The sequence below is a fragment of the Extensimonas soli genome, assembly GCF_029211265.1.
Classification (GTDB): domain Bacteria; phylum Pseudomonadota; class Gammaproteobacteria; order Burkholderiales; family Burkholderiaceae_C; genus Extensimonas; species Extensimonas soli.
In genome coordinates this window covers 1-16,933 of record NZ_JARGEL010000003.1, presented here as the reverse complement: position 1 = coordinate 16,933, position 16,933 = coordinate 1, and the positions used below count along the sequence as shown (strand labels likewise).

The 16,933-nt window shown below is 63.6% G+C and carries 13 protein-coding genes and 1 pseudogene; 8 read left to right on the top strand and 6 right to left on the bottom strand.

The genetic code is table 11. The features are described from left to right. Positions 1-48: 48 nt before the first annotated feature. From tsf to rfbD, 3 genes are all read right to left on the bottom strand, one after another. The gene (gene tsf / locus PYV55_RS00080; protein WP_275848090.1) at positions 49-972 is read right to left on the bottom strand and encodes a translation elongation factor Ts; all 924 of its coding nucleotides are present in this window, start codon (positions 970-972) and stop codon (positions 49-51) included. A 110-nt stretch (positions 973-1,082) separates the two neighbouring features. After that, positions 1,083-1,835, bottom strand: coding sequence for a 30S ribosomal protein S2 (gene rpsB / locus PYV55_RS00075; protein WP_275848088.1), 753 nt, complete (start codon positions 1,833-1,835; stop codon positions 1,083-1,085). 215 nt (positions 1,836-2,050) lie between these two features. Next, positions 2,051-2,944, bottom strand: coding sequence for a dTDP-4-dehydrorhamnose reductase (rfbD, locus tag PYV55_RS00070; RefSeq protein ID WP_275848086.1), 894 nt, complete (start codon positions 2,942-2,944; stop codon positions 2,051-2,053). Positions 2,945-3,238: 294 nt separating this feature from the next. Here rfbD and PYV55_RS00065 point away from each other — a divergent pair, with 294 nt between their 5' ends. The 4 genes from PYV55_RS00065 to PYV55_RS00050 all read left to right on the top strand — a co-directional run bounded on the left by PYV55_RS00065 (position 3,239) and on the right by PYV55_RS00050 (position 6,985). Next, on the top strand, positions 3,239-3,832 hold the full coding sequence (locus PYV55_RS00065; protein ID WP_345803578.1) for a phasin family protein: 594 nt from the start codon (positions 3,239-3,241) through the stop codon (positions 3,830-3,832). Between the two features lie 167 nt (positions 3,833-3,999). Continuing rightward, positions 4,000-4,788 (top strand): TetR/AcrR family transcriptional regulator, encoded by a 789-nt coding sequence (locus tag PYV55_RS00060; protein ID WP_407066742.1) that lies wholly within the window; start codon positions 4,000-4,002, stop codon positions 4,786-4,788. Next, positions 4,728-5,501 (top strand): tetratricopeptide repeat protein, encoded by a 774-nt coding sequence (locus tag PYV55_RS00055; RefSeq protein ID WP_275848082.1) that lies wholly within the window; start codon positions 4,728-4,730, stop codon positions 5,499-5,501. The genes PYV55_RS00060 and PYV55_RS00055 overlap by 61 nt, the downstream gene beginning before the upstream one ends. Then, entirely contained in the window at positions 5,501-6,985 is a 1,485-nt protein-coding gene (locus tag PYV55_RS00050) for a cryptochrome/photolyase family protein (protein ID WP_275848080.1), read from the top strand. The genes PYV55_RS00055 and PYV55_RS00050 overlap by 1 nt, the downstream gene beginning before the upstream one ends. 59 nt (positions 6,986-7,044) lie before the next feature. Here PYV55_RS00050 and PYV55_RS00045 read toward each other — a convergent pair whose 3' ends face one another. The 3 genes and pseudogenes from PYV55_RS00045 to PYV55_RS00035 all read right to left on the bottom strand — a co-directional run. After that, positions 7,045-7,818: a type III pantothenate kinase gene (locus PYV55_RS00045; protein ID WP_275848079.1), complete on the bottom strand. Its 774-nt coding sequence runs from the start codon at positions 7,816-7,818 to the stop codon at positions 7,045-7,047. A 91-nt stretch (positions 7,819-7,909) separates the two neighbouring features. After that, positions 7,910-8,356 carry a rhodanese-like domain-containing protein gene (locus PYV55_RS00040; RefSeq protein ID WP_275848187.1) on the bottom strand — a complete coding sequence of 149 codons (447 nt, stop codon included), beginning with the start codon at positions 8,354-8,356 and terminating at the stop codon, positions 7,910-7,912. Positions 8,357-8,365: 9 nt separating this feature from the next. Then, positions 8,366-9,043: pseudogene (locus PYV55_RS00035) on the bottom strand (MBL fold metallo-hydrolase); the annotation flags it as partial. Between the two features lie 551 nt (positions 9,044-9,594). Between PYV55_RS00035 and PYV55_RS00030 the strand changes: the two are divergent. From PYV55_RS00030 to dsr1, 4 genes are all read left to right on the top strand, one after another. Then, entirely contained in the window at positions 9,595-10,191 is a 597-nt protein-coding gene (locus tag PYV55_RS00030) for a DUF6088 family protein (protein WP_275848077.1), read from the top strand. Next, entirely contained in the window at positions 10,184-11,221 is a 1,038-nt protein-coding gene (locus PYV55_RS00025) for a nucleotidyl transferase AbiEii/AbiGii toxin family protein (RefSeq protein WP_275848075.1), read from the top strand. Before PYV55_RS00030 ends, PYV55_RS00025 begins: the two co-directional genes overlap by 8 nt. A gap of 48 nt (positions 11,222-11,269) precedes the next feature. After that, a complete protein-coding gene (locus PYV55_RS00020) occupies positions 11,270-12,859 on the top strand; it encodes an LA2681 family HEPN domain-containing protein (protein WP_275848073.1) in 1,590 nt (529 codons plus the stop codon). Positions 12,860-12,948: 89 nt separating this feature from the next. Then, on the top strand, positions 12,949-16,740 hold the full coding sequence (gene dsr1, locus PYV55_RS00015; protein ID WP_275848071.1) for an anti-phage defense-associated sirtuin Dsr1: 3,792 nt from the start codon (positions 12,949-12,951) through the stop codon (positions 16,738-16,740). Positions 16,741-16,933 lie beyond the last annotated feature (193 nt).

Sequence of the window (16,933 nt, the reverse complement as noted above, 5' to 3'; positions counted from 1 at the left end):
GAAACGCTCCAAAAAAGATGGACAGGGGTTGGTGGACGGACAGGACAATCAGGCGGCAGCCTTGGCGGCAGCCACCTGGGCAGCGACTTCGGCCGCAAAGTCGTCCACCTTCTTCTCTATGCCTTCGCCGACCACGTAGAGCGTGAAGGCCTTCACCGAAGTGCCGCGCTCCTTGAGCATCTGCTCCACGGTCTGCTTGTCGTTCTTCACGAAAGCCTGGTTCATCAAGGACACCTCCTTGAGGAACTTCTGCACCGCGCCCTCGATGCGCTTGGTCACGATCTCGGGCGACTGCACGGGCTTGCCCTCGGCCTGCGCCTTGGCGGCGTCTTCAGCGGCCTTGCCGGCGGCCACAGCGCGCTCTTTCTCGATCAGCTCGGCCGGCACCTCGGCGCTGGTCAGCGCCACGGGCTTCATCGCGGCGATGTGCATGGCCACGTCCTTGGCGGCGACTTCGTCACCCTCATACTCGACCACCACGCCAATGCGCGTGCCGTGCAGGTAGGAAGCGAGCTTGTTGCTGCCTTGGAACGCCTTGAAACGGCGGAAGGTCATGTTCTCGCCGATCTTGCCGATCAGGCCCTTGCGCACGTCTTCCAGCGTGGGGCCGAAGCTGTCCTGGCTGTAGGGCAGCGCGCCGAGCGCCGCCACGTCGGTCGGGCCGTGCTTGGCCACGAGTTCGGCCGCGGCCTTGGCCATGGCGATGAAGCTGTCGTTCTTGCTGACGAAGTCGGTCTCGCTGTTGACCTCGATCATGCCGCCCATGCTGCCTTCGATAAACGTGGCGACCACGCCTTCGGCCGTGATGCGCGACGCCGCCTTGCCAGCCTTGGTGCCGAGCTTGACGCGCAGCAGCTCTTCGGCCTTGGCCATGTCGCCGTCGGCTTCGGTGAGGGCTTTTTTGCACTCCATCATGGGGGCGTCGGTCTTGGCGCGCAGCTCAGCCACCATGCTTGCGGTAATTGCAGCCATTTGTATTCCTTCCGTAGTCAGTAGCAATAAGGGTGAATCAGATTTCGGGCTCAAAAAAGGGGCCCGCCATGAGCCCCTTTCGTTTGGCGCAGCAGCGCATGTGCCTTGCGTCAGGCCGCAGACTCTTCCACTTCGACGAATTCATCGGAGCTTTCAGCCGCAACGGCCTTGACCACTTCGTTCACCGCGTTCGCACGGCCTTCGAGGATCGCGTCGGCGATGCCACGCGCGTAGAGCGCCACGGCCTTGGCCGAATCGTCGTTGCCGGGGATCACGTAATCGATGCCCTCGGGCGAGTGGTTGGTGTCCACCACGCCGATCAGCGGGATGCCGAGCTTTTTGGCTTCGGCCACGGCAATCTTGTGGTAGCCCACATCGATCACGAAGATGGCGTCGGGCAATGCTGCCATGTCCTGGATGCCGCCGATGTCACGCTCGAGCTTGGCGAGTTCGCGGTTGAAGTTGAGCTGCTCTTTCTTGCTCATGCTGTCGAGCCCGGCCTCGATCTGGGCCTTCATGTCCTTGAGCCGCTTGATCGAGCTCTTCACGGTCTTGAAGTTGGTCAGCATGCCGCCCAGCCAGCGCTGGTCGACGAAGGGCACGCCCGCGCGCCGCGCCTCGGCAGCCACGAGCTCGCGCGCCTGGCGCTTGGTGCCCACCATCAAAATGGTGCCGCGGTTGGCGGCGAGCTGGCGCGCAAACTTTTGCGCATCCTCGAACATCGGCAGGGTTTTTTCGAGGTTGACGATGTGGATCTTGTTGCGCTGCCCGAAGATGAAGGGGGCCATCTTGGGGTTCCAAAAGCGCGTCTGGTGGCCAAAGTGGACACCAGCTTCCAGCATTTCGCGCATGGTGATAGACATGAAAATTCTCCAAAGGTTGGGTCTGAAATCCAGCCCCCTTCTTTGCCCGCCATGCCCGGCCTTCAGGCCATCGACAGCGCTGCAACACCTTTACGGGGCTGGTTTGCGATTGATTTTGCCGCGCGACTTGCGTAGGCGCTCTCAGCAAAACCTGCGGATTTTAGCATTGCCGACCCCGCTAAACGGCACTACACCAGCGCCCGTGGCCCGACCCCCTACCCCAGAACTTCCATGAGCATGCGCGCCACACCCTGTTGCCACGGCGGCAAGACCAGGCCGAAGGTGGACTGGAATCGGGCGCAGTCCAGGCGCGAATTGTGCGGACGCGGCGCCGGCAACGGGTAGGCGCTCGCGGGGATGGGGAGCAGTTCTTTTGCTTTTATTTCGAGAGCTGGCTGCGCTTGCTGCGCCTGCTCCAGCACGTATTTTGCATACGAAAACCAGGTGGCCTCGCCGGCGGCGGCCAGGTGGTACAGGCCGGCATCCTGGGGGTGCGTCAGCAGATGCCGGATGGCGTGCGCGCTGCAGTCGGCCAGCAGCTCGGCCCCCGTGGGCGCACCCCACTGGTCGTGGATGACAGTGAGGCGCTCGCGCTCCTGCGCGAGGCGCAGCATGGTCTTGGCAAAGTTGCCGCCGCGCGCACCGTACACCCAGCTCGTGCGCACGATGAGGTGCTGCGCACCAGTTTGCGCGATGCGCTGCTCGCCCTCCCACTTGCTGCGGCCATATACGCTCAACGGCGCCGGAGCGTCGGTTTCACGCCAGGGATGGCTGCCGCTGCCGTCGAAGACATAGTCGGTGCTGTAGTGCACGAGCCAGGCACCCAGGCGCGCGGCTTCTTCAGCGAGCACGCCGGGCGCGACGGCATTCACGGTGTGCGCCAGTTCGGGCTCGCTCTCGGCGCGATCGACGGCGGTGTGCGCGGCGGCGTTGACGATGACCTGCGGGCGCAGGGCGCGCACGGTGGCCGCCAGATCGGCCGGGCGCGACAGATCGCCGCAGTGGTCGCGGCTGTGCCGGTCCAGCATGGTGACCTGGCCCAGCGGCGCCAGGCTGCGCTGCAGTTCCCAGCCGAGTTGGCCGTTTTTGCCCAAAAGCAGGATGTTCATGGGTTGGTGCAAGTTGGTGCGCGCACGGCGGATGTGTGCCGCACGCTTGGAAAAATGGCGCTGGCGCAGCAGCATCTCGCAAAAGAGAGCGGCTGCCAACGCCACCGCTCAGGCCATTATCCATACCGCACCGATGCGTCGCGCAGACGGCACAGAACCGCATAACGAGACACGGGGCTGCACGCGCACATTACACTTTCAGGAGCATGCAGCCGCCCACTGGGTTGAACTGCGTGCCGCTGCGCCAGGAGGGCTTGCTCTTGGCAATTCCCCGGAGGATTTATGGCGAAAAAAATGCAAGGCGTCGGTAACGACGTGAAAAAAGGCGACAAAAGTGCAAAAAGCGATGCCCGGCTCGCGCGCACCGTGCAGGACTCGGCGCAGCAGATCTGGCTGGCCGGCCTGGGCGCCTTTGCCAAGGCGCAGGAAGAAGGCAGCAAGGTGTTCGAGGCCCTGGTGAAGGAGGGCCTGGACATTCAGCGCAAGACGCAGAAAGCCGCACAGGAAAAAATCACCGAAGCTGCCACCCGCATGAGCTCGCTGACCAGCGAACTGGGCTCGCACGGCTTGGGCTCCTTCGACAAGCTCGAATCGATTTTCGAGGAGCGCGTGGCCCAGGCGCTGGGCAAACTCGGTGTACCCACGGCCCACGATCTGCGGGCGCTGCAGGAGCGCATGGACGCACTCACGCACAGTCTGAACCGGGCCACGGCGCAGCGCAGCGCTGCCGCCACGCCGCGCACCACCACGGCACGCCGCAGCGCCGATCAAACGCCCGCCGAAGCTGCGCCGCCCCAGACGCCGGTTGCTGCGCCCGGTCGGCCCACGCCACGCGCGCGCAAAACCACAGCTGCAGCCAAAAGCGCCGCGCCTGCCGCCAAAACTTGACGCATCGAGCGATACACCAACGGCTGCGGGCCTGCGGCTGCAGCCGTCGTTTCATGCGGCGCGAACAGGCAGCACCGCCATTGCTGCATTGCACAAGTCCGGCTCGGTTAGAGTAAGCGCTGGAGACAACGAGAAAAGGCCCCAAGCCCCCATCGAGCGAGCCCACAATGACCAAGAAAGCGCCACGCCGCACCGCCCAGCGCATTCTCGAAACCGCGCTGGACTTGTTCAATCGCTTTGGCGAACCCCATGTCTCGACCACGCTGCTCGCGGCCGAACTGCACATCAGCCCGGGCAATCTGTATTACCACTACGCCGGCAAGGACGCGCTGGTGAATGCGCTGTTCGACCGCCACGCGCAGGCCCTGTCTGATTTGCTGGACGCGAGCGGCAGCGTGCGCCAGGTCGAGGACGCGTGGTTTTTCATGCACACGCTGTTCGAGCAACTGTGGCAGTTTCGTTTTTTGTACCGCGACCTCAACGAGTTGCTGTCGCGCAACCGCCATCTGGAAACGCACTTTCAGCCACTGCTGGTGCGCAAAGTCGCGGCACTGCGCACCCTGCTGGGCAATCTGGGCGACTCCGGTGCCTTGCTGCATGCGCTCGCCCCGGCAGAATTGCAAGCCACCGCCGCCAACATGGCCGTGGTGCTGTGCTACTGGCTGAGCTTCGAGTATGTGCGCGACCCACGCCACGCGCTCGAGCCCGAAGGCGCCCAGAGCGCTTTGCTGCGCGGCGCACAGCAGGTGCTGCACTTGCTCACGCCTTATCTGGCAGAACGCCCCCGCGCCCACCTGCGCAGCCTGGCCCAGGCCTATGCCGCGCCCCGGCCCGCCGCGCGCCAAATAGCCCATGGCGTGCCACCCGACGCCCCATTTTCAGCAGGAGACCCATCATGGCGCAGTGGACCCCTTTCCCCTACCGTGACCTCTACCGCTTTGACCCCGCGCGCCTGATGCAGCTGTGGCCGCGTCTGCATGCGGGCGACGCCGAGCCGCACCCCGACGACGAAAAACTGCAGCGCGCCTGGCTGCTGCTGCACAGCGGCCAATTCCAGGAGGCGGCCGAGCTCGGGCAGCGCCTGGGCGGCGCGGGCCTCACGGTGGCAAACAAGGCCACGGCGCTCTACGCCAACTACCTCGAACCCAGCGAGTCGGCACGCCAGGACTTGCTGCTGCAGGTGGCCGCACGCGCCCAGGCGCAAGCCGCCGACGCGCCCGACAACCCCAACGCCTGGTTCTGGCGCGCGTATGCGCTTGCACGCTATGGCCAAAGCATCAGCGTTGCCAAAGCCGTCGCGCAGGGCCTGGGCAACGCCGTCAAAGAGGCACTGCAAAAAGCCCTGGCGCTTGCACCGCAACATGCGCACGCGCACATCGCGCTCGGCGCCTTCGACGCCGAGGTCATAGACAAGCTCGGGCCGCTCGTGGGGCAGATGACCTTCGGCGCGAAGAAGGAAACCGCGCTCGAGCACCTGCGCCAAGGGCTTGCGCTGCACCCGCAATCGACCATCGGCCTGATCGAATACGCGAACGCGCTGCTCATGCTCGAAGGCGAAGAAAAAATGGACGAGGCGACGCGGCTGTATGAGCAAGCCGCCGCCATCGCGCCGCTGGACGCGGCCGAGCACCTGGACGTGGAACTGGCGCGCGCCGAGCTCGAGGACTGATGACCGCACGCACCCCGGTTGCGCCGCCGCCTGCGCTCGTATGGTTCCGGCGCGACCTGCGCGACCACGACCACGCCGCGCTCAGCGCCGCGCTGCGCACGGGTGGCGCGGTGTATTGCGCCTTCGTTTTCGACACCGACATACTCGACGCGCTGCCGAGCCGGCATGACCGGCGGGTGCACTTCATCCACGGCAGCCTGCAGGCGCTCGACGCTGCCTTGCGCGCGCGCGGCGGCGCCCTGATCGTGCGCCATGGCCGCGCCGTGCAGCACATTCCGGCGCTCGCCCAGGCCCTCGCCGTGGGCGCCGTGCACGCGAATCGCGACTACGAGCCCGCCGCCAAGGCGCGCGACCAGGCCGTGGCACACGCGCTCGCGCCGCTGGGCATCGCGCTGCACCTGCACAAAGACCAGGTCGTCTTCGACGGTGACGCCGTGCGCACACGCGCGGGCACGCCGTTCACCGTCTTCACGCCATACAAAAATGCCTGGCGCCAACGCCTGCTGCAGCACACATCCCCGCATGCGCCGCCAGACGAGCTGCCAGACCTTGCCGCACACCCCTGCGCTGGCCCGATCGCAAGCCCACCGCCCCGCCTGTCTACCGGCATCCCTACGCTCGCCGACATCGGCTTCGAAGCAACGAACCTGCCCGAGCTCGGCATCACGCCCGGCATGCCCGGTGCCCGCGCGCTCTGGGATGCGTTCGCGCAGGGGCGCATCCAGCGCTATGCGGACCTGCGCGACTACCCCGCGCGCCGCGGCGTGAGCTATCTTTCGGTGCATCTGCGCTTTGGCACCATCGCGATCCGCGCACTCGTGCGCCACGCGCTCGCCCTGCGCGCCGACGCCTGGCTCGACGAGCTCATCTGGCGCGACTTTTTCTTCATGATCCTCGACCACTTCCCGCACGTGGTCGAGCGCGCGTTCAAACCCGCATATGACGCGATCGAATGGGACGACTGGCCACAGGGCCTGGCCGCGTGGCAGGCCGGGCGCACCGGCTACCCGCTCGTTGACGCAGCGATGCGGCAACTGCTGCACTGCGGCTGGATGCACAACCGCCTGCGCATGCTCACGGCCTCGTTCCTGTGCAAAGACCTGGGGATCGACTGGCGCCTGGGCGAGCGCCACTTTGCCGCGCAGCTCAACGACTTTGACCTTGCCGCGAACAACGGCAACTGGCAATGGGCCGCTTCGAGCGGCTGCGACGCACAGCCGTACTTTCGCATCTTCAACCCCGTGAGCCAGTCGCAAAAGTTCGACCCCCAGGGCGACTTCATCCGCCGCTACGTGCCCGAACTCGCGCGCGTGCCACTGCCCTTTTTGCACGCGCCATGGACCATGGATCGCAGCGCCCAACAAGCCGCAGGCATAGTGCTGGGGCGCGACTACCCGCTCCCCATCGTGGAGCACGCGAGCGCGCGGCAGCGCACGCTCATGCGCTACGCGGTGGTCAAGGAGCAAGGAGACACGCGCAAGTGACGCCACGCCCGGCGCGTGGGATTGCCGCGCCCTGCGTGATTCACAAGGCAGCGGAGGCTTTAGTCCGCGTCGCCAAAGCGCTGCAGCGCGATCTGCAGCAAGCCGTCGAAGATCAGGTTCTCGATGAGTTCGAACGGGCGCGTCATGCTAGGCGCCATCTTCCAGCCAGCGCCGCCGGTCATGAGGCAGGCGGGTTCTGCGCCGCAGTGCTGCAGCAGGTGCTGGTACATGCGCTCGACCGCGCCGGCGATGGCGTAAGTGCCGCCGCTCGTGAGCGCATCGCTCGTGTTCGTGGGAAAGAGCCGCACCTCGCCCGTAGGCACGTGCAGGCCCGCCGTGCCGGCCTCGAGCGCGCGCAGCATGATGCCGTGGCCCGGCAGGATCAGGCCGCCGAGAAAGTTGCCTGCGGCGTCTATGCACTCCACGGTCACGGCCGTGCCCACCATCACGAGCACGATGGGACGCGGCGCGCCCTGCGCGAGCACATGATGGCGCGCGCCGACCATGGCCACCCAACGGTCTGCACCCAGGCGCGAGGGGTAGTCGTAGCCATTGGTCAGGCCCGCTTCCTGCGCCGAGGGCACAACCCACTGCGGCGTCACGTCCCACAGCTCCATCTGCTCGACCACGCGGCGCCGCGCGATGTCGCCTGCGACCACGCAGCCGAGCATGCGATTGGGGGCGGGCAAATTCGCCCAGCTGCCTTCGGCCAGGCGGTCGATATGTTCGAGGAACTCGGTACCCTGCGCCAGCAGCGCGGCGCCCGGGCGGTGTGCGTCGTACAAGGCCCACTTGAGGCGCGTGTTGCCGACGTCTATGGCGAGGAATGTCATGGTCGCGATTATGGAGTTTTCCACCGTGCGCGCGGCTCCGGGGCTCGCGCCGGAAACGTCGCGATGGATCGGCAGCACACCAGTGTAGTGTTCAGCTCTGGCGCCAGGGCAGGCCATGGAAGCGCCAGCCGCCCAGGCGCCCGCGCTGCGCGTGCGTGTCGAGGTCGCCCTCGAAGCCTTCGAGCACGTTGTAAGCCGTGAGGCCCAGCTCGGTGGCGCGGCGCGCGGCGGCGATGGAGCGCACGCCGCTGCGACAGATCAACAGCGCCGGCATGCCCCGCGGCACGGCGGCGCACAGCTGCGCGTCGAAGTCGGGGTTGGGCAGCATGTCGGGCCACTGCTTCCAGGGCACGGCGAGGGCGCCGGGCACTTCGCCGACCCAGGCACGCTCGGCGTCGCTGCGCACATCGACGAGCACGCCCCGGCCTTGCTGCACCCACTGCCAGGCCAGCTGGGGCGGGATGTCGCCCGCGTAGCCGCTTGCAGGGCGCGGCGCCTGCTGCGCGGAACCATCGGCGCTGTCGGCATCATGGCGCAGATGCGGGGGCAGGCCGGAGTGCAGATTCGCTGGCACGGCGGTGTCCATACGCTGCGGGCGCGGCAGCTTCAGTTGCGCCATGAGCGCAATGAACTCCTCCTCGCTGCGCCCCGCAAGGCGCGCGTTGCCGGCTTTTTCGGCGCCTATGGTGGAGTGGCTGCGGCCGTGGTAGTCGTGGCCGGGCCAGACCATTGTGTCGCCCGGCAGCGTGAACAGCTGCGTGTAGATGCTGCGGTACAGCGCCGCGGCGCTGCCCGATTGGAAGTCGGTGCGGCCACAGCCGTCGATGAGCAGCGTGTCGCCCGTGAACACATGGCCGCGCCAGAGGTAACACATGCTGCCTGCCGTATGCCCCGGCGTGTGCAGCGCGCGCAGAGTCTCGGTGCCAAATGTCAGCGTGTCGCCATGCTGCAGTTGTACCGCGGCCGTGCCTATGCCGCAGCCCGCAGGCGCGGCCAGGCGCGCACCCGTGTGTTCGGCCAGGCGCGCCGCGCTCGTTACGTGGTCGGCGTGCGCGTGCGTCTCGAGCACCCAGCGCAGGCGCAGGCCCTGCGCCTGCAGCACGCCAAGGTCGCGTTCGAGCTGTTCATCGACCGGATCGATGACGAGCGCCTCGCGCGTGGCCGGGTCGTGCAGCACGTAGGTGTAGGTGCTCGATGCGGGGTCGAAGAGTTGCTGCGGGATCATGGAAGGGCTTTTGCAAGTGCAGACTACCGCGCTCGCCAGAGGGCCGCGAGAGGATCATTCCCACTCGATCATCAACAGGTCGCCTAAACCCGCGTGGTTAAAGGGATTGGCTTTGATCGACATGGGCCTCTACCGTCGCTTTTACCGTCAGAAAAACACGTCTTTTGCTGGCGCGGGTTTACGCGGCATCGGCTCATCATCAATCAGCTTCAATCATACCGAACTGGCGACCGCACTTCAGCCCCTCACGTCGAGTGCAACCCGGTGTGCTCCATGCTCGGCAGCCACGCTGGATGTTCGGTGGGACAGCCATTTTTGCTGTTCAGCGAATCTTGCTCGTCCCCGCAACCGCCCCCTGCGCAAGCCATCGGCGACTTGGAATTGTTGATCCAGTCGTAGCCAGACTACGACAACGACAACTTATCAAAACGACTCGGGCGCAACCCACGACGCTCGTCCGGCACTGCGGCAGAGAAGAACACCGTCCCCCTTCTTGCCGCTGCCAAGCTGTCAGAAACTAGTGTATCATTTCTCTGTTCAAGAGGTGCCCCATGAACACGCTGCCCGAGACCATCCTGCAACAAGCACGATCCCTCCCCGAGGGAGGCGTGCTGTCGCCCAAGGAGTTCCTGCACCTGGGAAGCCGGTCGGCGGTGGATCAAGCGTTCTCGCGGCTCGCCAAGACCGGCAAGCTGCTACGCGTAGCGCGTGGCGCCTATGCCGCCCCGGTTTCCAGCCGATTCGGCTCGCGCGCTCCCGCGCCCGAGAAGGTCGTCAAGGCGCTGGCCGAACAAAGCGGCGAAGTCGTCGTACCGCACGGCGCCAGCGCGGCCAATGCCCTGGGCCTGACGCAGCAAGTGCCCATCCGCGAGGTCTATCTGACTTCCGGCCGCACCCGGAAGCTGAAGCTCGGGCGCTCGGAAGTGCTGGTCAAGCACGCACCGCGCTGGATGCTGGCACTGGGCACGCGGCCGGCCGGCGCAGCCGTGCGCGCACTGGCCTGGATTGGACCCACGCACGCCGGCAAGTCGCTGGCGTCGCTGCGCCGTACCCTTCCCCGCTCCGAATGGCAGGCGCTGGCCTCGGCGCGTGCGACGCTGCCCGGCTGGATGGCACGAGCCATCGGCGAGGAAGCCGCGCGTGGCTGAGTATTTCTTCGACCTGAGCAAGAAGGATCAACGCGAGGCGCTGGAATACGGGCGGGCCGAAACTGGCCGCCCGGTCCACCTGCTCGAAAAGGACGTGTGGGTAGTGTGGACGCTGCGCGCCCTGTTCGAGGCGCCGCTCGCGGCCGACCTGACCTTCAAGGGTGGCACCTCGCTGTCGAAGGTCTACAAGGTCATCGACCGCTTTTCCGAAGACATCGACCTGACCTACGACATCCGCAAGCTGATCCCGGACCTGATCGGCGAAGGCGGTGAGCTGCCGGCCAGCCGAAGCCAGGCCGGCAAGTGGACTCAAGCCGTGCGGCATCGGCTGCCGGACTGGATCACGCTGAACGTGCAGCCGGCGCTGCAAGCTGCGCTGACGCGCGAGCGCCTGGCTGCTCGGCTCGAACTTGGCGGGCAAGAGAACGACAAGCTGTTCCTGCACTACCCTGCCCTGACGCAAGGAACGGGCTACGTGGCGCCTGTCGTCACGCTGGAGTTCGGTGCGCGCGCCACCGGCGAGCCGCATCAGGTATTCCAAGTGACATGCGACATCGCCGCGCACCTGGCCGACGTGTCGTTTCCGACCGCCTCGCCATTGGTCATGAGCGTCGCGCGGACCTTTTGGGAGAAGGCCACGGCTGCGCACGTGTTCTGCGCGCAAGGCCGCATCCGCAGCGAACGCTATGCCCGGCATTGGCACGACTTGGCCGCGATCGCGCGGAGCCCGCATTTCGCCACCGTCATCGCCGATCGCACAGTGGCAACGGCCGTCGCTCGCCACAAGTCCTACTTCTTCATCGAGAAGGACGCCGACGGCCAGGTGATCGACTACATGCCCGCGACCACGGGGCATCTGAAAATCGTCCCCGAAGGCGAAGCTAGGACAGCACTCGCTAAGGACTACGCGGCCATGCTGGCGGACGAAGTGATGGTAGGCAATGCCGTATCGTTCGACGAGTTGCTGGAAGCATGCGCCGACCTCGAAGTCAAGGTGAACAGGGCTGCAACACAGCCACCCTTCCCCTGACGATCTCCGGGGAAATCCACGACTCCTGCCGAGGACATCAAAAGAAGGATGACCACCAATCCTGGCTTCGAATACCTCAACAAGCAGTGCGAACGCAGCATCACGAAAATGAGCGATGCTGAGGCACTCGCACACATCGGCAAGTTGATCGACGATGCCTTCGACGCATCCTTCGAGCGCGGTGGCAAGCGCGCACTCTATTTGCTCGATGAACTATTGAAGCGAAAACTTGGCGACTCGGATGGCGCGCTGGCCGAGTATTTCCGAGCCAATGCGTGGGCAGCCCTGTCACACATAGCGAACGTCCGACAATCCTGGTCTTGGGAGGCACCCGAGCGGCAAGCGGAACTGCTTGCGCTGTCACGTGCCTCAAGCCATGCCGGCTTTGCGAGCCTCGACAAGATTCGTCGGTGCCAGATACTCACTAACCATGCGAACCTGCTCAATACGGTCGGCCGCACGATCGATGCGATCGCCGTCTGGGACGCAGCTCTGAAGATCATTCCTGGCTTTGCTATGGCACGGGGCAACCGTGGTGATGGACTCACAGGCTACGCCCGCATGATAGTTGACGACCGCGAGCGTGCGATCCTCGCTTTGCATGCCTTCGACAGTCTTCGTTCGACGATGGCCGAGGACGCATTCCATGACTCCGTTGATCCACAAGCCGCTCTCGCCTATTTCGCCAAGCAGGCGACCGAACTTGCTGGCGCCGTCGATATCGACTCGGTTCGAGCGATGCAGGACCTCCATCATGGCAATGAAGGTCGATCGAAAATCGAACGTACCTACCGTCGCTGGTGCCTTGAGCATCGCCTCTTTCTGTGCCCTTTGAACGATCTTGGACTACATCTCGCGGCAGCCACCGACGATCTGATGCTGCCGCCCCTGACCGAGGGGTTGAACGACCGCCCCAACGGACATCTGCCCCCGCCAATTGTTGGCTTCTTCAGTCAGATGAAACAGGAGTACGCCTCGGCGCGCTTCATGCTGTTCGAGGGGATAAGCAGCACACAGATCCACTTCTCCGATCGCGATGTGGCACTCACCGACACGCTCGACTATCCACTCTATTCGTTAGCCAGTGAACGGGTTCGCACGGCCTTTCGCATCGCCTATTCCCTGCTCGACAAGGTCGCCTTTCTCGTTGATCGCTACTGGTTCTTAGGTAAGGTACCGGACAGAATTAGTTTCAAGAATGTCTGGATGGTCGAAAACAAGGCACGTCTTCTGCCACAGTTTGAGAAACGCGAAAATCTGCCACTGCGTGGCTTGTTCTGGTTGTCGAAGGAGTTATTCGATGACGAACTAAAGCAGACCACCGCTGCCGATGCTCGTGAACTGCATAGTATCCGCAATGCGCTGGAGCACACCTATCTGCGTGTAAGCGAAGGCTGGGCCAAGCCGTTCATGATCAACGGGACGAACAACAGCAGCTTTGGTATGGCCATTGGCAGCGACGAACTCGAAGCCAAAGCGATCCGAGTCATGCAGATGGCGCGCTCTGCGCTGTTCTACGTATCCTTCGCAATTGGTGTCGAAGAGCGGGAGAAACAACTCGAAAATCCCGGCCGGCTTCTCGGATCGATGCCGCTCTATGGCCTTGATGACAAGAGGAAGCGGCGCGATCCATGCTGATACTAAACCCCGCGCAAAACGACCACCACTCCGCTGATGAGCGATCTCCACTAAGCTCATTAGAGCGGGTTTTTACCGGATGCCACTAAATGCAGTTTGTCCGCCACGGCCCTGACATTCCCGAACGCCTGCTGCAGGCGCACGAAGACGGGCGTGTAGTGTTCTTCTGCGGCGCGGGCATTTCTTACCCCGCGCGGCTACCCGGCTTTTCCGGTCTGGTGGACCAGCTCTATCAAGCCCTTTCGGTCACGCCAAATCTGGTACAGCAGTCCGCGATCAAGGCCGGGCAGTTCGACACCGCCATTGGCCTGTTGGAAGCGGATGTCGTCGGTGGCCGAGGAAAGGTGCGCAGCGAACTGGCGACAATCCTGACGCCTAACCTCACGGCCCCGAACGCGACGGCCACACACGAAGCCCTACTGACGCTGGCGCAGAATCGCGAGGGCCGCACACGGCTCATCACAACCAACTTCGACCGTCTGTTCGAGGAAGTCAGGGCAGCGAAATCGCTGTCGTTTCCAGACTTCAAGGCTCCCCTGCTCCCCGTGCCGAAGACCCGATGGGACGGCCTGGTGTATCTGCACGGCCTGTTGCCCGCTACGGCAACGGCAGGCGATCTGGATCGGCTCGTGGTCTCCAGCGGAGACTTTGGGCTGGCCTACCTGACAGAACGCTGGGCCGCTCGTTTCGTGAGCGAATTGTTCCGCAACTTCACCGTCTGCTTCGTTGGGTACAGCATCAACGATCCGGTGTTGCGCTACATGATGGATGCGTTGGCCGCCGACCGTTTACTGGGGGAATCTCCGCCGGAGATGTTCGCCTTCGGCAGCTATTCCAGAGGCAAGGAGGTCGATCGCGCCAGCGAATGGAAGGCAAAGAACGTCACGCCCATCCTCTACCGCGAGCATCAGCATCACGCCTACCTGCACAAGACGCTACGCGCTTGGGCAAACACCTACCGCGACGGTGTACGCGGCAAGGAACGTATCGTTGTCGAATGCGCCATCGCCCGCCCGCTGGCGAGCACGAAGCAGGACGATTTCGTCGGGCGGATGTTGTGGGCATTGAGTGATCCGGGCGGCTTGCCTGCAAAGCGGTTCGCGGAACTCGACCCAGTGCCGTCACTGGACTGGCTGGAGCCGTTGAGTCAGGAACTGTACCGTCACGCCGACTTGGGGCGATTCGGCGTTCCGCCCCAAGCTGCCGTGGACGATAAGCTTTCCTACAGCCTGACCAGCAGGCCAGCGCCTTATCCGCTCGCGCCGTGGATGGCGATTGTCAATGCCGGGCCTCGCAACATCCGCTGGGATGCGGTGATGTCCCAATTGGCTCACTGGCTGCTCCGCCACCTTGACGATCCGAAACTGTTGATCTGGTTGATCAAGCGCGGCGGCCAATTGCACGACCAATTGATTTGGTTGATAGAACGCCGTCTTGACGAACTGGACAAGCTCGCAAACGATGGCAACACCACAGAACTGGATCGCATTCGAGCAAGCGCACCCAACGCCATTCCCCGTCCCGCGATGCGAACGCTCTGGCGCTTGCTGCTCAACGGGCATGTGAGATCCGGGCTGCGTGACCTAAGCCTCTACCGTTGGCGCGATCAATTCAAGCGCGATGGGTTGACCGCCAGCGTGCGCTTGGCTCTTCGGGAGACATTGACGCCTTGCCTGACACTGCGCGAGCCGTTCCGCTGGTCTGGCGCGGACGGCGACGACGAAGCGCAGGATCGCATCAAGGGTATTGTGGAATGGGAAGTCGTGCTGGCATCGGATCACGTTCATTCTGCCCTGCGCGACATGCCCAAGAATGAACAGTGGACGGCGGCACTGCCGGACCTGCTGGACAACTTCAGCGCCTTGCTGCGCGACGCGCTCGACTTGATGCGCGAGCTTGATGGTGTGGATAGCGAGAACGATCATTCGTATGTCCATCAACCTTCGATTTCAGATCACTCACAGAACAAGGACTTTCACGACTGGACAGCGTTAATCGAACTGACCCGCGATGCGTGGTTGTCAGCCGCCATGAAGTCACCGGAACGAGCGCGAATCGTGGCCGAGACCTGGGCGCACGGGGCATATCCAGTATTCCGACGCCTCGCGCTGTTTGCCGCCGCGCAGGAGCGTGTCATTCCGCTTCGACAGGCGCTCGACTGGCTATTGGCGGATGAGCGGCGGTGGCTCTGGTCGGAAGAAACCAGGCGCGAAACCATGCGTCTGCTGGTTTCTTTGGCTCCGCAACTGGATGCAACGATGCTGAACGAACTGGAGCATGCCATTCTTTCCGGGCCGCCACGCGATCTGTACCGCACAGATATCGAGCCCGATGCTTGGAGCAACATCGTCGATCACGGCGTATGGCTGCGGCTTGCGAAAATGGCCCAAGCAGGCGCAACGCTCAGTCAAGCAGCACGGTCGCGGCTCGACGCCATCTCAGCGCAGTACCCCTGGCAGCTTGCAGCGGATGAGAGTGACGAATTTCCCATCTGGATGGGAGGCGGTTGGGTCGGCGATCGCGATCCGTGGAAGCCGTTCACTCCTATTCCGCGCACGAGGCGTGGGGTGCTGAACTATCTGTTGGCACATCCCGTTCTGGAAGACTCGCAGCAGGACGACTGGCGCAAGCTGTGCTCAGAGATGTTTCAAGCAACGGCATACGCCTTGTGCAAGCTCGCGCAGCAGAACAATTGGCCGGTCGAACGCTGGCGCGATGCGCTGCAAGCCTGGGCGGAAGAAAAGCTGCGCGATCGCTCGTGGCACTTCATGGCCCCAGTTGTCATCGGCGCCCCTGATGACTTGGTGCAAGCCTTGTCTTACGGCATCGGTTGGTGGTTGCAAGCCGTGGCGAAAACCTTCGAGAGCCACGAGCATCACTTCCTAACGCTGGCCCAACGCATCTTGCAGTTGGACTTCGATGACGACGGCGACACAGATGATCCGGTCTTCCACGCCATCAATCACCCTGTCGGCCATGTGACGCAGGCATTGCTGGATTGGTGGTATCGCCGAGAACCAGACGACGGACAGGGACTACCAAAATCCATCAAGCCCATCTTCACAGCGCTTTGCGACACGCAGGTCGCCAAGTTCAGGCACGGTCGGGTATTGCTAGCAGCCCACGCCCTCTCGTTGTTCCGGGTGGATAAGGCTTGGTCGGAGCAACACCTTCTGCCACTGCTCGACTGGAATCGTTCCGAAACCGAAGCGCAGGCTGCATGGGAGGGTTTCCTTTGGTCACCACGGCTTTATCGCCCATTGATGGAAGCGATCAAGCCCGCCCTTCTCGATACGGTGAATCACTATTCGCAGTTGGGCAAGCACAATGAGCAGTTCGCGGCGTTCCTGACATTCGCGGCGCTCGATCCCGGTGACACCTTCACCATAACGCAGCTGGCCACTGCCATCCGCGCACTTCCTGCCGATGGTCTGCGCGAATCGGCTCAAGCCCTAGTGCGCGCGCTGGAAGGCGCAGGCGACCAGCGCGAAGATTACTGGAAGAACCGGGTCTTGCCGTTTTGGGAAAAGATCTGGCCGAAATCCAATGACCAGGCATCGAGCACCAATGCCGAATCGCTAGCTCGCCTTTGCGTCGCGGCAGGCGGTGAGTTCCCGTCGGCGATGGCGACGGTCGGAAACTGGCTGCGAGTGGTTCAACATCCCGACTATGTGATTCATCGGCTGCAGGAATCCGGCCTATCCACCCGTTTTCCAGAAGACGCGCTGCGGCTGTTATTCACCATCTTGGGTGACCAGCCATCGTGGCTATCACAGGAACTGCGCCAGTGCCTTGATGCCATCGGTCAGGCCGCGCCGAATTTGCGTCAAGATCACCGGTTCATGAGAGTAGATGAACTCGCACGGAAGTTTGGTATTTAAAACTAGCGCGCATCCGCCGCTCAGACAGGAGCGGCTTTTTCGCTCTTGTTTCCACGCTTGAATGCCCGATCCCTCGCAATGAAGGCTTCGTGTTGATTCCAATCCAAAACTGAGCCACCTATGAGGTGATTCCGTTTCAAAACTGAGCCACGTTATCCACATATCCTGCTGATTTTTTGAGCAGGGGACATAG